We start from the raw sequence: 16,427 nt of genomic DNA on the forward strand, positions 1-16,427 counted from the left end.
CGAATTTCAATGGCCCGGTCTCGTTCGACTACACGGTCACCGACGGCACGACGCCGGTGACGGCGACGGTGGATGTGACCGTGACCGCGGTGAACGATGTGCCCGTAGCCACGGACGATACCCTGGCCGCAGTCGAAGACACCCCGCTGACCGGTACCCTCGCGGCGAACGACACGCCGAGTGGAGACGGCGGCAACGTCTGGGCGCTGGCCTCGGGTCCTGCCAACGGCAGCGTCACGGTGAATCCGGACGGCACGTTCAGCTACACCCCGGACGCCAACTACAACGGTCCGGACAGCTTCACCTACACGATCACCGATGCGGATGGCGATGTGAGCACCGCCACCGCGACGATCAACGTCGCGCCGGTAAACGACGTCCCTGTCGCGGCCGACGACACGCTGGCGGCGGTCGAAGACACGCCGCTGACCGGCACCCTCGCCGCGAACGACACGCCGTCGGGTGACGGCGGCAACGTCTGGGCGCTGGCGAGTGGTCCGGCCAATGGCAGTGTCACGGTCAATGCCGACGGCACGTTCAGCTACACGCCCGATGCCAACTACAACGGCCCGGACAGCTTCACGTACACGATCACCGATGCGGATGGCGATGTGAGCACGGCTACCGCAACGATCAACGTCGCGCCGGTAAACGACGTCCCTGTCGCGGCCGACGACGTGCTCGCCGCAGTCGAAGACACCCCGCTCTCGGGCACTCTCGCGGCCAATGACACCCCAAGTGGTGACGGTGGCAACGTCTGGGCACTGGCTTCGGGCCCGGCCAACGGCAGCGTCACGGTGAATCCGGACGGCACGTTCAGCTACACGCCGAACACCAACTACAACGGTCCGGACAGCTTCACCTACACGATCACCGATGCGGACGGCGATGTGAGCACCGCCACCGCGACGATCAACGTCGCGCCGGTAAACGACGTCCCTGTCGCGGCCGACGACACGCTGGCGGCAGTCGAAGACACGCCGCTGACCGGCACCCTCGCCGCGAACGACACCCCGAGTGGTGACGGCGGCAACGTCTGGGCACTGGCGAGCGGCCCGGCCAATGGCAGCGTCACGGTCAATGCCGACGGCACGTTCAGCTACACGCCCGATGCCAACTACAACGGCCCGGACAGCTTCACGTACACGATCACCGATGCGGACGGCGATGTGAGCACCGCCACCGCGACGATCAACGTCGCACCGACGAGCGACGCCCCGATCGCCCAGGACGACGTGGCGACGACGGCCGAAGACACGCCGGTGATCATCGACGTGCTGGGCAACGACAGCGATCCGGACGGCGACACGCTGACGATCACCGAAATCGGAGGTCAGCCGATCGGCGTGGGTAACCCGGTGACGATTCCGGAAGGCTCGGTAGCGCTGAACCCGGACGGTACGCTGACCTTCACGCCGAACCCGAATTTCAATGGCCCGGTCTCGTTCGACTACACGGTCACCGACGGCACGACGCCGGTGACGGCGACGGTGGATGTGACCGTGACCGCGGTGAACGATGTGCCGCTTGCGGCCGACGACGTGCTCGCCGCGGTCGAAGACACTCCGCTCTCGGGCAGCCTCGCGACCAATGACACCCCGAGTGGTGACGGTGGCAACGTCTGGGCGCTGGCGAGCGGCCCTGCCAACGGCAGCGTCACGGTGAATCCGGACGGCACGTTCAGCTACACGCCGAACGCCAACTACAACGGCCCGGACAGCTTCACCTACACGATCACCGATGCGGATGGCGATGTGAGTACCGCCACCGCGACGATCAACGTCGCGCCGGTAAACGACGTCCCTGTCGCGGCCGACGACACCCTGGCAGCGTTCGAAGACACGCCGCTGACCGGCACCCTCGCGGCGAACGACACCCCGAGTGGTGACGGCGGCAACGTCTGGGCGCTGGCTTCGGGCCCGGCCAACGGCAGCGTCACGGTCAATGCCGACGGCACGTTCAGCTACACGCCGAACGCCAACTACAACGGCCCGGACAGCTTCACGTACACGATCACCGATGCGGATGGCGATGTGAGTACCGCCACCGCGACGATCAACGTCGCGCCGGTCAGCGATGGTCAGCCAGTCGCTGTCAATGATGCTTTCACGACAACGCTTGGGACGCCCATCATCATTACGGCTGGCCAGCTTCTATCGAATGACTCTTTACCGGACCATGCAAAAATCACCGCGCTGACTCCACCTTCGAGCGGAACGCTGGTGGATAACGGAAACGGCACCTGGACCTATACGCCGGCATCGACTGGACTGGCAAATTTCACTTACACGCTGACCGACGACGATGGGCAGACCAGCACGGCGAACGTGGGTGTCACGGTTTTCGCTCCACGGGATGATCTGGCGACCGTCAACGAGAGTGCGCTGCCGGATGGCACGGGTGGTGGTACGCGTTATGCAAGCGGAAATCTTCTTGCGAACGACGGAGGCGGCACATCGATCAGCAATATCAACGGCATCACCGATGGCAGTGCGGGTGATACCGATAGCCGCGCTGGATACATTGGCGTGACGACTTCGCTCGGAAAGTTGATTGTCGACGTTGCGGGGGCTGGCGTGGGTGATTACAGCTATACGCTGAACGCCGCCGCGGACAACAGTGCGCCTGCCAACGACCTCGGGGTTACTGAAGTCTTCAACTACACTTCCAACCTGACTTCGGCCGCGTTGCGAGTCAATGTTGTTGACGATGCCCCGCTGGCAAGCGAACGGGTGGTCAACGTCGTTGAAGGAGCGGTGCCCGACTACAATCTCGTGCTCGTGCTCGACGTTTCCGGGAGCATGACTACGGCAAGTGCGGGCGGCGAGGTCCGGGAGATCAATGCGGATGGCAGCGTGTCGATCACGACCCGGCTTGATCTGGCAAAGCAGGCAATGATCGAACTGGTCGAGGCCTATTTCAACCAAGGGCAGAACGTCTCCATAAAGCTGATCGAATTCTCCAGTTCCGCCACCATCCTCAATGGCAACGTCGCCTTTACCGACAAGGAAGCGGCGATCGCTGCGATCAACGGTATGACCGGTTCGGGCGGGACGAACTACGAGGCGGCACTGACTTCGACGCAGGCGGCCTTCGGTACGATCGATCCGTCGGTGGAAAATCTCGTCTATTTCATATCGGACGGCGTGCCTTCGGTGGGGAACATCACGGATCCGGTGGGTGCATCGGGATACGATGCCTTTATCGCCGGCAACAACATCAAATCGTATGGCGTGGGGATCGGAACCGGTATCGCCGACACGACCTTCCTCGATGACATCCATAACGTGGATGCCGATCTCAGCGGAGCAGAGGATTCGGCGATCATCGTTCCCGATCTGAACCAGCTGGCGGATACGCTGCTATCCACCGTGCCGGTCGTCGTCGGAGGGAATCTTGTTGCCACCGGGTCGGTCGGCAGCGTGCTCGGCGCGGACGGCGGCAGCGTGCAAACCATTGTCGTGCAGCTGGACAGCAACGGGGATGGTTCGCCTGACCAGAATGTGACCTTCTCATACAATGAGACCACCGGGCAGATCACGCACACCGCGGGATTCCTGCCCGCTGTTCCAGCAGGTGATCTGCTGACGCTGGATGCGAGCAAGGGTTTCAACTTCGGAACGCTCACCTTCAATTTCTCTACCGGCGATTACACCTATTTCACCGGAGGCGCTGCGTCGCAGGGTGACAGTTTCGATGTGGTATTCGTGGCACGGGACGGTGACGGGGATACTACCGATCCGACTCGGGTAAGCTTCAATGTCGTCGACGGCAAGCCTGTCGCGAACGACGATTTCGATACCCTGTTTGCCAACCACAGCGTGTTCCAGGGCAACGTCGTGAGTGGGGTCGGTACCGATGGCGGCCTCGCGCTCAATGCCGACTTGCTGGAGTTTTCGTCGCAGGGCCGGGGTGTGGACCAGGCTCCGGACGATGCGCGTGTAAGTTCGATCACCTTCTTGGGGCAGTCCTACGACCTGACCGTGGATTCGAGCGGCAGCGGGGCCGGATACAGCTACACCATCAGTGGCGGGCAGTTGGTGTGGACGCACGATTCCGATGGCAGCAGCCTGGTCTTCAATCGCGATGGCTACTACGAGTATCACCCCGCAACGGACGATCTTCCGTCGCATCTGAGCGGTACCCCGGTGACCGTGAATTTCACTGGAGCCAATCAGGCGGCTACCAGCCTGACGGTCGGCGGAATCACGCTTACCGGGATGGCACGCGATACCAATACCGAGGATGCAGGAGTTCGCCGCACCTCGAGCGGTGGGGCAGGGGTGTCTTCTGGCGCAAGCAGTCAGCGTATCGACAGTCTCGAGACGCTCGTATTGACGTTCAGTCGGACCTTGTATCCCTACGGCGTGAACAACATCGTCATCGACCCGACCGACAGCAACACCTATAGCAATCTGTCGTACAACACCTCGGGAACCGTCTATGCGCTGACTTACTCGGTCTATCACATCGACGGAAGCCTGCTGGGTCAGTTCTATAGTTACTCGGAAAATCCCGTGGCGCTGCCGCCCGAGTACAGCAATGTCGGGCGTATCGAGATCTCGGCGAGCAGTGGTGCCTATTCGGCAATCAGCAGTGTGACTTATGAGCCGGTCTTGCTGGATACGGGGGCGACGCCGATCGCACCGATTGAAATCGGCTACACCCTGACCGATACCGACGGCGACAGCTCGAGTGCAACGCTTACCCTGCAGACGATCGACAACACCATCGTGGGTGGCGACGGCGCGGATACACTGAACGGGACCGGGGGCAACGACCGGCTCGTTGGCCTTGCCGGAAACGATACCTTGAATGGTGGCGCTGGCAACGACATCCTCGAGGGCGGTGACGGTAACGATCATCTCTCCGGCGGCAGCGGCATGGATCATCTGGCCGGCGGCAGCGGCGCCGACGTGCTTGACGGAGGGGCGGGAGATGACGTGCTCGCCGGTGGGGCCGGTGCGGATCTGCTGACGGGTGGTCTGGGCTCGGACGTGTTCGAATGGTCGCTTGCGGACCGTGGCACGACTGGCTCGCCGTCTATGGATCACATTACCGACTTCAACATGGCAGCCGGTGGCGACCAGCTTGACCTGCGTGATCTGCTGCAGGGCGAGTTCCAGGGTACGGATGGAGGCAACCTGCTGAACTATCTGCACTTCGAGTCGAGCGCGGGCGGCACCGTTGTCCACGTGAGCAGCAGTGGCGGTTTCAATGGCGGCTACACACCGGGGCGCGAGGATGTTTCGATCACGCTCGATGGAGTCGATCTGTTCGCGGGTGGCTTGAGCTCGGACCAGCAGGTGATTCAGGATCTGCTTTCCAAGGGCAAGCTGATAACCGACTGATGACGGCGGGGGGCTCGCCATGGCCCCCTTCCCGGGAGAACGAAGATGCCCTTTGTCGCTCGCGACTCGAACGGCCGAATCACGGCGGTCAGTCTTGCCGCTGCGCCAGGTTACGAAGTTTGTGAGGTCGACGATCCTTCGCTGGTTGCCTTTCTGCGTGGCCTGCAGGGGATCGGGGGGGGCTTCGAGCAGTCAGACATCCGCCTGGTCCGGGTGCTCGAGGATCTGATCGATCTGCTCATCGCGCGCGATGTGGTCAGATTCACGGACTTTCCCGATGCCGCTCAGGAAAAACTTCTCGAGCGCCGCAGCATGCGCCACGTTATCGGCGCCCTCAATCTATTGGACGGCAGCGACGAAGTCTTCTGATCGAGTGGGCCGCAAGCCGTGACTCGTCGTGCGATACGGCGAGCCTGTCGGCCGCCAAACGGCTCAGCTGATACCGGGTCCGGTCACGCCGTCCATGCCGAGCGAGATGAGGAGTTTGCCCTCGTCCGCAGACCCCACGCCTTCCGCGATCACTTCCATGCCCATCGCATGCGCGATTGTCGCCAGCCCCCGCAGGAAGGTCTGGCTGCCTGTGTTGAGCGCTACGCCTCGCGTGATCGTTCGGGCTATCTTCAGGTAGTCGAGACCGACCTCGCTCAGCTCTCCGATCTGCCCGACCCTTTGCCCGACGTGCTCGAGGCCGATCCTGCAGCCCAGCGGTTTCAGTTCAGCACAGAATCTGCGGAAAGCGTCAATGTGCGCATAGGCTGCGGTTTCCGGTAGATCGATCCAGAGCCGGGCTGCAATGTCGGGGAGGTCTGCAAGCTGCTTGGAGAATGCCGACAGGCTCGATGCGCTGCACATCGACTCGGAAGACAGATTGATGCAAAGCGGCCGGGAATCCTTGCGCATGTGCGCAAGCGCCAGTTCCAGCACGACGAGATCTATCCGCTCGATCAGCCCGGCGCGGGCGGCCCAGCTCATGAACTCACCGGCGCACAGCCACTCTCCGTTACGCTCCAGTTGAAGGCGCACGGGCGCTTCATTGTGCAACAGCTGACCCTTGGCGTTCAGCACCGGGAAAGCGTGCAAGGTCAGTCGGCGGGCGTCCAGAGCCGCACAGAGTCCTTCTCTCCAGCCGGCGAGATCGGTGATCGGATGAAGAATCGCATTCACCGCCTCGAGTACCGGATGGCCGCCTTGTTCGATGGCCTTTGACAAGGCCATGTCGGCATGGGACAGGAGCTGGGGCAAGGTGTTGCCGCGGCGATAACTGGCCAGGCCAATCGCGATCTGCAGTTCGGCGTTTCGCATGTATTCGCCGACTGCCAGATTCACGCTCTCGCTCAAGCGCAGGGGCAGATCGTCGCCCGGTCCGGCATCCGGCGCGAGTACCGCGAAATCGGAGCCGTTCAGGCGTCCGACCGCCCAGCCGTGCTGCGAATTGCCGAAATCGGTAAGCCCGCTGGCAAGCTTCTGCAACATGGCGTCCACGGTACTGCGGCCTAACTCGCGGTTCAGATCGGCGAGATCCGGCATGCGGATCATCGCCAGCAGTCCGCCGGCCGGGGCCTGTTCGCTTTCAAGCGCTTCGTCCACGATATTCAGGAAATGAGATCGATTGAGGACGCCGGTGACAGCATCGTGTTGGGTCTGCAGTCGCAGTGCCTCGAGTCTTGCGCTCTCTTCGGACAGCATGGTGCCGACCCGCGAGGAAAGCTGGTTCATGGCCGCGACGACCGTACGGAACTCCGTGGTGGTGGATTCCGGTGTGGTAATGAAGCGGCGTTCGCCAATCGCCTTGGCATGATCCACCACGCGGTCCAGTGGTGAAAGCAGCCGTTTCAGCAGGGCGGTGCCGAGGACGCCGCACAATGTTGCGCCAACCGCAAACCACGCGAGCAATTCAAGTGTCCCGTGCCAGAGGTTGCGATAGGCGAAGCTGCTGAGGCTCTTCAGGTGCAGGGTGCCGAACTGTCGCCAGCCATCCTGGATCTGAGCGCTTCCCTCGCTTACCTGGATCGGAGCCAAGGCCATGAACCAGGTCGGCGCGAGTGGTGAGACCGCCTTGCTTTCCCGAGCTGCAAGCAGCTTTCCGTCCGGGCCGACGACGCGGATGTACTCGTAGTGGCCCGCGTCGAACTGCGCGGCGAGAAGAAGGTCGACGGTGACCGGGTCTTTCGGCAATTGCGACATCGAGAGCGCCAGGGACGTCGCGTTGTCGACGTTCTTGATTCGCAGCTGCTCTTCCAGGTACTGACGTGCCGATAAGGTGCCAAGCACCAGGCTACCGCTGAACGCCAGCAGTGTGACCACCGCGATTGCGATCCAGAGTTGTCTTATGAGGGACATGATGCCTTCCTCGGGTCATTCATTCTGTTCATTCGATCCCTTCCTCACGCATCCTGTTCAGGACATCCCGCCAGCGCGAAAGGCGCTCCGTGGGGCTGGCGGCGGGAGTGTTGCCGCCGCCTACCCAGAGCCCCTGTGCGTTGAAGCTGAAGATCGGAAAGAGATCGGTCCGGGTCGCCGCCGGTCGAATCTCGGAAATCAGGTTGTCGAGGACGACGGGTTCGTCATTCGGTGTGGAATAGTAGCCGAGCACCATATGGGCCTGGGTCAGGCGGCTGTATGGCCCCCCGAGTTGTGCCCTGACATAGATCAGCCGCATACGCTCCTCGGGAATGCCGAGAGCCTTGAGTGTGACGTATTTTGCAATACTGAAATCCTCACAGTCTCCGGCGCCGCGCCCCAGCGTCTCGAGTGGTGTCGCCCAATAGTCTGCTTCTCCCCATACTTCAACGTCATCGATGAAGCGCAGGCGCCGGTTGAAGAAGTCGTTGACCCGTTTCAGCTTCTGATCATCCGGCTCAGTCTCCGCATCTCGAAGCATGGCTCGCCAAGCGCGTACTGCAGAGCTCCCGGCTTCGCCGTATCGGCTGGCCGCAATCGCCTGCAGACGGTCGAACTGGGGGGCCGCAAGCGCGCCGCCAAGGAGCATGACGAGTGACAGCGCGAACGCGGCTGCGCTATTCTGTGCGGCGCTCTGAAACTGTCTCGACTGCATTGAAGGAAAATGACGCCTGGAGCGATGTTGAGCAGTTTTTCTGGGGGCCTCAGTGAGATATTCCCGCCTGAATTTACAGTATTTGTCCAATCGACATGCTGGGCTGGTTTAACATTCCGTCACTAAAATATTGCGGTTTCGATCACACCGTATCGGCCGGAAAGTTCAGGACTTGAGATATGACGTTGCGCAGGATCTTTGTTGCCGTTGCCTTGCTTTCAGCCTCGAGCCTGCCGGCGCAGGCTCAACAGACACCGCTCGCGCCAGCATCGCAGTTGAACGACGCGGTTTCGCGCGCGATTGGATCGAATCCCGAAGTCCAGGCCCGCTGGCATGCCTTCCGGGCCTCGATCGACGAGCAGGATGTGGCGCGGGGTGGCTATTTGCCGAGAGTCGACCTGACGGGCGGGATCGGGCTCGAACACCGCGACCGTCCCGATGTCCCGAATGTCGATTACACCCGGCGGGGCGGAACCCTGTCGCTCAACCAGATGCTGTATGACGGCTTCGCGACGCAGTCCGAAGTCGCCAGGCTCGGCTATGCCAAGCTGGCACGTTATTACGAAGTCGTCGATGCCGCTGAGAACACTGCACTCGAGGCCGTACGGGCCTACCAGGACGTGCAGCGATATCGTGATCTGGTGGCGCTCGCAAAAGAAAACTACGTCCAGCACAAGCAGGTATTCGACCAGATCGAAGAGCGCGTGCGGGCCGGGGTGGGGCGTCGGGTCGATCTCGAGCAGGCGACCGGACGTCTGGCACTGTCCGAATCGAATCTGCTTACCGAGGCAAGCAATCTTCACGATGTCAGCGCGCGCTATCAGCGGGTCGTGGGCGAGCTGCCTGCAGAAGCACTGCTCCCGGCGTCGCTGGGCTCCGACGGTCTCCCGCCTTCGATTTCGGAGGCGCTTACCCTCGCTTACCAGGGCAGCCCGGCATTCAATGCCGCGGTGGAGAATGTGCGTGCCGCACAGGCTGAAGCGCAGGCGACAGATTCCCGGTTCCAGCCGCGGGTCGATCTTCGTGCGAGCCAGAGCCTGGTACACAATCTGGACGGCGTCGACGGCCGAAGTGGCGATCGGGTCATCGAACTGGTTCTGAACTACAACCTGTTCAATGGCGGATCCGACCGGGCACTCAAGCGTCAGTACGCCGAGCGGCTCAACGAGGCCAAGGATCTGCGTGACAAGAGCTGCCGCGATATCCGTCAGACGCTGGCGATTGCCTATAACGATATCGGACGCTTGAGCGAGCAGCTGCGCTACCTCAACCAGCATCAGCTTTCCATCGAGAAGGCACGTGAGGCCTACCGCCGCCAATTCGAGATCGGCCAGCGCACGCTGCTCGATCTGCTCGATACCGAGAATGAGTATTTCCAGGCCCGTCGTGCCTACGCCAATGCGGGCTATGACCGACAGATTGCCGAGGCCCGCACCCTGGCGGGCATGGGTGGGCTGTTGAAGAAGCTCGGTCTTGCCCGTGCGGATCTGCCCACCCTGGAAGCACTCGGCCAGGATCGCGATGGGATCGATCCCGCGACTGCCTGCCCCGCCGCGGCGCCGTTGCAGGTCACCTTCGACAAGGCGGCGCTTGCGGCAGCGGCAAAACCGGTGGTTGAACCGCAGGCGCCGATCGAGAAGCCTGCGGCGAGTGCGGCCGACGCGGCGGTGTCACTCAGGGTGAAGGAATGGGCAGATGCCTGGCAAAGCAAGGATACCGACGGCTATCTCGGCTTTTACGCGTCGAATTTCACGCCCGAGGGCGGGATAGGCCGAGCCGCCTGGGAGCAGATGCGTCGCAAGTATGTCGGCAAGCCGGGTCGGATCGAGATCAAGATCGGTGAGGTTTCGATCCGGGCGGGCAGTCCGGACTCGGTGGTCACCGAGTTCCGCCAAGGTTATGTGTCGGCCGACTACCGAGATGAGGTGACCAAGCGGCTCGAATGGGTGCGCGAGGCAGGTGCATGGAAGATCGTCCGCGAGTCGGCGCTCTGATTGCCTGACCGCAAGTCACAAGTCGTGGAAAGCCCGCTTCGGCGGGCTTTCTCTTGTGCGTGCGTGAACGCGGGGAACGCCTGCGCGCTGCCGGGCTCTCAGCAGACAAGTGGTCTTTCAGGGCGGAGGTAACGGGTGTGGACAAGCTCAGAATCGAAAAGGACAGCTTCGGTGGGATCGGGGTTCCGGAAATCCGCCTCTGGGGTGCGCAGACACAACGCTCGCTCGAGCATTTCGCAATCTCGACCGAAACCATGGCGACGCCGTTGCTGATGGCTTTGGCAAGCGTCAAGAGGGCGGCCGCGCAGGTGAACCGGGATTTTGGACTGCTTGAGTCCGACAAGGCCGAAGCCATCCGTCGGGCCGCGCAGGAGGTCATCGACGGGCGGCATCACGAGGAGTTTCCTCTGTCGGTGTGGCAGACCGGTTCGGGAACGCAGAGCAACATGAACATGAACGAGGTGCTGGCCAATCGTGCGTCGGAGCTACTGGGCGGTGCGCGTGGCGAGGGGCGGCTGATTCATCCGAACGACGATGTGAATCGCGGTCAGTCTTCAAACGACGTGTTTCCGACGGCAATGCATGTGGCAGCGGCACTCGAGATCCGCAATGCGTTGCTGCCGGCGTTGGGGCGCTTGCGTGATACGTTGGCGGAAAAGTCCCGCGCGTTCGGTTCCCTGCTCAAGATCGGTCGGACTCACCTGCAGGATGCAACGCCGCTGTCTCTTGGGCAGGAGTTTTCTGGCTACGTGGCGCAGCTCGATTTCTGCATCTCGCAGCTCGAAACGACCCTGCCAGGGCTGTATGTACTTGCCATCGGCGGGACCGCCGTCGGAACAGGGCTCAATGCGCCGAAAGGCTTTGGCGAAGCGGTCGCCGCTCAGCTTGCCGGCGAGCTTGGGCCGCCGTTCGAGAGCGCGGCCAACAAGTTTGCCGCGCTGGCCGGTCACGAACCGATGGTTGTGGCCCACGGCGTGCTCAAGACACTCGCAACGGCTTTGCACAAGATCGCCAACGATATTCGCTGGCTCGCCAGCGGCCCGCGCTGCGGGCTTGGTGAAATCAGCATCCCCGAGAACGAGCCCGGCAGCTCGATCATGCCCGGCAAGGTCAATCCCACACAGGCCGAGGCGCTGACGATGATCTGCGCGCGCGTGTTCGGCAACGATACAACCATCAATTTTGCGGGGGCCAGCGGCAATTTCGAACTGAACGTGTACAAGCCGGTGATCGCGGATGCGTTCCTGCAAAGTGTGCGCTTGCTGGCTGACGGCTGTGCGAGTTTCGACCATCACTGTGCGGCCGGGATCACGCCGCAAGCGGAGCGACTTGCCGAGTTGCTCGAGCGTTCGCTGATGCTGGTTACCGCGCTCGCGCCGCATGTTGGCTACGATCGCGCCGCGGAGATCGCCAAGCGCGCGCACCGCGAGGGCACGAGCTTGCGTGAGGCTGCGCTGGCTTCAGGTTATCTTGCGGAAGACGAGTTCGATCGCTGGGTCCGCCCGGAAGACATGGTCTGAGCGTCTGCGGGCTGCTCACACGAAGCGGGCGACGAAGGCTCCCGTGCTGTGCTCCGGCAGGGGCAGCCACACCTGGTGGCCGCTCCCGGGCGCGACGTCCATCGGCTCGCCCCGGGCGTCCTGCATGTGCTCGAGGGTCAGTTCGAAGTTGCCGGCGGGATGCACGAATTCGAGCCGGTCTCCCACGGCGAACTTGTTCTTCACATCGACCCTCGCGAGTCGGCGCGCTGTGTCGAAGGCCACTACGTCGCCGACATACAGGCTGCGGTTCGATTCGGAATGGCCACGCAGGTAGTTCTGGTAATCGGCCGGCGTGTGTCGCTGGTAGAAGCCGTCGGTGTAGCCACGATTTGCAAGCCCCTCGAGCTGACCCAGCAGGGCCGGGTCGAGGCCGCGTCCCGCAAGCGCATCGTCGATGGCCTGCCTGTAGGCCTGGCAGGTGCGCGCAACGTAGTATGGGCTCTTGGTACGGCCCTCGATCTTGAGCGAGTCGACGCCGATTTCGACGAGTCGCTGTACATGCTCGATGGCGCGCAGATCTTTGGAGTTGAGAATGTAGGTACCGTGCTCGTCCTCTTCGATCGGCATGTAGCTGCCCGCGCGCTTTTCCTGCTCTTCGATCAGGTATACGTCGCCACTCGGATCGCTGGCCGCTTCGTGGACCTTGAAATCCCAGCGGCACGAGTTGGTGCAGGTCCCCTGATTCGGATCGCGATGGTTGAAGTAACCGGAGAGGAGGCAGCGGCCCGAATAGGCCACGCACAGTGCGCCGTGAACGAAGACTTCCAGTTCCGTGTCGGGACACGCCTCGCGGATTTCCGCAATCTGCTCCAGCGACAGTTCGCGTGACAGGATCACGCGACTGATGCCCGCCTTTGACCAGAATCGGACTGCGGCCGCGTTGACCGTATTCGCCTGGACCGAGAGGTGGATGTCTACTTCAGGCCAGGTCTCGCGAACCATCATGATCAGGCCCGGATCGGACATGATGAGCGCGTCGGGGCCGAGCGCGATGGCCGGTGCCATGTCGTGCAGGTATGTCTTGAGTTTCGCGCCGTGCGGGTAGATGTTGGAAACCAGATAGAAGCGGTGGCCAGCGGCATGGGTTCGGTTGATGCCTTCTCGCAGGACTTCGATGTCACCGAAATCATTGTTGCGGACGCGCAGCGAGTAGCGCGGCTGCCCTGCGTAGATGGCGGTGGCGCCGAAGGCGAGGGCGGTGTCCAGCATCGCCAGTGAGCCGGCGGGCGCGAGCAGTTCGGGTTTGCGCGGGGTCATGTCAGGCTCGTGCAGGTGCGGGGCGCCGATTATAACGGGCGGTGGGCGCGATGGCGCCTCGCTCCGGATGTGGTTCTGCCTGAGAACGGAGGGGAAAATGGCTTCATCAGGGTGTGCAGGGTTTGATGCATCGGCACACGGGGCGCAGCTTCGAGCGATGGTCGATTCACTGGATCAACCCGAGGCGGAGGTATTCGCCGGACATGTGCCCCTGATGTTCGGCGAAGCCTGCATTGGTCATCTGTCCCCCGCGTTTTCCGCCTACGTCCTCGCGCGGCGGTCCCTCATCGCGCTCCGGGATGGGCTGCTGTGGATCGATCCGTTGCGTCCGCCACCGGAATTGTCGGCACGATGGCATGAGCTTGCAGTGATGTGTCGAACGGATGGTTGGTTACCGGCCTGGCGCGACGAGGCCTATGCGGTGCGCCATCCCGCGCATGGAGAACCGATCTGCGAGCTCGAGCGCGGCGCGTTTCGTCGATTCGGACTCAAGAGTGAGGCGGTTCACGTCAACGGGATCTCGCACGACGGGCGCATCTGGGTGGCGCGCCGTGCGGCCAGCAAGGCTATCGATCCGGGAAGGCTGGACAACATGGTTGGCGGCGGGATCGCATCGGGTGAAGATGCGACAAGCGCGTTGCTGCGCGAATGCCAAGAGGAGGCGGGGGTGCCGCTGGCGGTGGCACGCGGTGCGCACTTTACAGAACGGCGGGTTTCTCTGCGGCGTGAGCCGGACGGCATTCACCACGAGACCTTGCACATCTACGACCTGTTGCTACCGGTGGATTTCATGCCTCGCAATCTCGATGGTGAAGTGGCCGGCTTTTCGCTCATGTCGCCGGATGCCGTCACCGAGGCGCTTTGCGGTGGGGCATTCACGATCGACGCAGGCGCGGTCACCGCGGCTTGTCTGTTGCGGCACTCGGGATCGTGACAGCGTTGTGTCGTCGCCGCGCGTTCAGCAAGGCGTTGCGTTGGCGAATCCTGCCGGAAGCGGTGGGGAGACGCTGCGCAGGCGAACCGCGATGATCAGAGCGCAAAGCACGCTGATGCCGAGGACGGCGACGACCGTCGGCCAACCGCCCATCGCCCATGCAACGCCGGAAGCGCTGCCGATCATGCTGCCTCCCAGGTAGTAGCCGAACAGGTAGATTGCGGCAGCGAGCGCGCGCCGCTCCCCGGCGCGACGGCTGGTCCAGCCACTGGCCGTGGTGTGGGCGCCAAAATAGCCGAAAGTAAATATCGCGACGCCTGCGATGATCACCGGAAGATGCATCGACAGGGTGGTCACGAGCCCCCCGCAGCATATCGTGATCATCAGCCACAGTACCCGCCGGCGCCCGTAGCGGTCGGCGAGCTGACCGCTCCAGGCCGACGACCAGGTGCCCACCAGGTAAAGCAGGAAGATTGCGCCGAGTTCGGTCTGCCCCAGTGAGAATGGCGCAGCGCTGAGGCGAAAGCCGAGATAGTTGTAGACCCCGACGAAAGCGCCCATCAAGAGGAAGGCACTGAGAAACAGCCAAGGCAGGGCGCGGTCCGCGAAAAGAGCACGTGCGTCGGAGAGGAGGCGTCCAAGTTGCGCCTGGCGCAGCCGGAAATGACGTGATTGCGGCAATTGGCGCCAGAAGATTGCCGCCGCGACGCCGCCGATCAGGCCGAGCACCGCCAGCGCGATCCGCCAGGAACTCCAGTCGGTGACCGCCGCCGCGATGAAGCGCCCGCTCATGCCGCCGAGCGTGTTGCCGGCAATGTAAAGTCCGAGTGCCCGCCCCTGAGCGCTCGAGACGACCTCTTCGCCCAGATAAGCCATTGCCGCGGCTGGCAGACCGGCCAGTACGGCGCCAAGCAAGATCCTCAGTGCCAACAGCTGATGGAAGTTCACTGCGAATGCGGATGCAAAGGCGGTCACGGCAGCCAACAGCAGAGACCACTTCATTACTGTGCCGCGACCGTAGCGGTCCGAGAGTACGCTTGCCGGAATCAGCATGACCGCGAGCGCAGCCATGCCGCCCGATACCGACAGGCTGGCCGTGGCAGGCGATACAGCGAACACTTCTGTGAGCCGCGGCAGAATTGGCTGGGTGCCATAAAGCATCGCGAAAGTGGCAAAGCCGCCAAAGAACATGGCGAGATTGGCGCGACGGAATTCGGGGGTGCCGGCCTCGATGAAATCGTCCGGCCCCGAGGCACGCGCAGGGTGTTCCGTATTCGCCGTCATGTTCCGCACTCCTGATTGCCATGGCCAAGCAGCCGTGATGAGCGATCTTAGGACGGCGAAAAAAGGCAGTCCAATATATTCTATGAGCTCCAAATATATATGGATTGTATTAATGGAGCTCCGACACCTGCGTTACTTCGTGGTGGTTGCCGAGGAGTTGAATTTCACCCGAGCGGCGGAGCGCCTGCATATAGGACAACCCCCCCTGTCGATGCAGATCCGCGATCTCGAGGATGAACTGGGGGCTCGCCTGTTCGAGCGAACCAAACGCAAAGTGGCGTTGACCGAGGCGGGGCGGCGCTTTCTCGAACGTGCGCGAAGCATCCTCTTGCAGGCGGCGTCCGCGGCCGATGAGGCGCGGCGCGCGGCACGTGGCGAGGTGGGCGAACTCAGGATCGGCTTTGCGTCTTCGTTGCCTTACAGCTCTGTCCTGCCCGACATCATCTATGCATATCGTCGGCAGTATCCTGACGTGCAACTGCAACTTCGCGAAATGTTTACCGGCGATCAGTTTCTGGCACTTTCGACGGGAACCCTCGATGTCGGGCTGGTCCGCTTTGGTGGTACGGGCGCCCCGGTCGGGTTACGCACCCGCGAGATCGGACGCGACCCCCTTCGGTTGGTGATCAATGCGGCGCATCCACTTGCGAGTCGTAGCGAGATTTCGCTTGCCGAGGTCGCGAACGAGGGCTTCATTACCTTTCCGCCTGACATCGGAACCGGACTGCCGGGTATCCTGCGTACCGCCTGCCTCGCAGCGGGGTTCGAAGCGCGTATCGTGCAGATTGCGCGGGAGGCAACGACACAGATCGGACTGGTCGCGGCCGGTCTGGGCATTGCATTGCTCCCCGCTCCATTGGAACGGGTGCGGATTCCAAGGGTTCGCTATCTGGCCGTGAGCGATCCCGGAATGGAGGTTGCGCTGGGCGTTGCCACTGTCGATGCGCCACCCAGTCCTTTGCTGGGTGGCTTCATGAAGGTGCTTGAGCAAGTTTGTCGCATCTGAAGGAT

Annotated in this window: 10 protein-coding genes; 6 read left to right on the plus strand and 4 right to left on the minus strand. The window is 62.5% G+C overall.

The window, feature by feature from the left end:
• A partial coding sequence (locus GQB03_RS02965) for an Ig-like domain-containing protein (protein ID WP_159684165.1) occupies positions 1-5,351 on the plus strand: 5,351 nt, incomplete at its 5' end.
• A 45-nt stretch (positions 5,352-5,396) separates the two neighbouring features.
• Positions 5,397-5,720, plus strand: coding sequence for a hypothetical protein (locus GQB03_RS02970; RefSeq protein ID WP_159684168.1), 324 nt, complete (start codon positions 5,397-5,399; stop codon positions 5,718-5,720).
• Between the two features lie 63 nt (positions 5,721-5,783).
• Here GQB03_RS02970 and GQB03_RS02975 read toward each other — a convergent pair whose 3' ends face one another.
• The gene (locus GQB03_RS02975) at positions 5,784-7,691 is read right to left on the minus strand and encodes a bifunctional diguanylate cyclase/phosphodiesterase (RefSeq protein WP_159684171.1); all 1,908 of its coding nucleotides are present in this window, start codon (positions 7,689-7,691) and stop codon (positions 5,784-5,786) included.
• Positions 7,692-7,719: 28 nt separating this feature from the next.
• Positions 7,720-8,406 carry a transglutaminase-like cysteine peptidase gene (locus GQB03_RS02980; protein ID WP_159685185.1) on the minus strand — a complete coding sequence of 229 codons (687 nt, stop codon included), beginning with the start codon at positions 8,404-8,406 and terminating at the stop codon, positions 7,720-7,722.
• Between the two features lie 179 nt (positions 8,407-8,585).
• Between GQB03_RS02980 and GQB03_RS02985 the strand changes: the two genes are divergently transcribed.
• Entirely contained in the window at positions 8,586-10,400 is a 1,815-nt protein-coding gene (locus tag GQB03_RS02985) for a TolC family outer membrane protein (RefSeq protein WP_159684174.1), read from the plus strand.
• Between the two features lie 137 nt (positions 10,401-10,537).
• Positions 10,538-11,920 (plus strand): class II fumarate hydratase, encoded by a 1,383-nt coding sequence (gene fumC, locus GQB03_RS02990; protein ID WP_159684178.1) that lies wholly within the window; start codon positions 10,538-10,540, stop codon positions 11,918-11,920.
• 15 nt (positions 11,921-11,935) lie between these two features.
• Here the strand turns inward: fumC and GQB03_RS02995 are convergent, their stop codons facing one another.
• The gene (locus GQB03_RS02995) at positions 11,936-13,198 is read right to left on the minus strand and encodes a peptidase U32 family protein (RefSeq protein ID WP_159684184.1); all 1,263 of its coding nucleotides are present in this window, start codon (positions 13,196-13,198) and stop codon (positions 11,936-11,938) included.
• A gap of 157 nt (positions 13,199-13,355) precedes the next feature.
• Between GQB03_RS02995 and GQB03_RS03000 the strand changes: the two genes are divergently transcribed.
• On the plus strand, positions 13,356-14,132 hold the full coding sequence (locus tag GQB03_RS03000) for an NUDIX hydrolase (protein WP_159684187.1): 777 nt from the start codon (positions 13,356-13,358) through the stop codon (positions 14,130-14,132).
• 24 nt (positions 14,133-14,156) lie between these two features.
• On the opposite strand, the gene GQB03_RS03005 is transcribed toward GQB03_RS03000, so the two are convergent.
• A complete protein-coding gene (locus tag GQB03_RS03005) occupies positions 14,157-15,416 on the minus strand; it encodes an MFS transporter (protein WP_235026918.1) in 1,260 nt (419 codons plus the stop codon).
• Positions 15,417-15,528: 112 nt separating this feature from the next.
• On the opposite strand from GQB03_RS03005, the gene GQB03_RS03010 reads away from it, so the two are divergent.
• Entirely contained in the window at positions 15,529-16,422 is an 894-nt protein-coding gene (locus tag GQB03_RS03010) for a LysR substrate-binding domain-containing protein (protein WP_159684190.1), read from the plus strand.
• The last annotated feature ends 5 nt before the right edge of the window (positions 16,423-16,427 follow it).

It is taken from the genome of Cognatazoarcus halotolerans (genome assembly GCF_009800965.1).
Lineage (GTDB): Bacteria > Pseudomonadota > Gammaproteobacteria > Burkholderiales > Rhodocyclaceae > Cognatazoarcus > Cognatazoarcus halotolerans.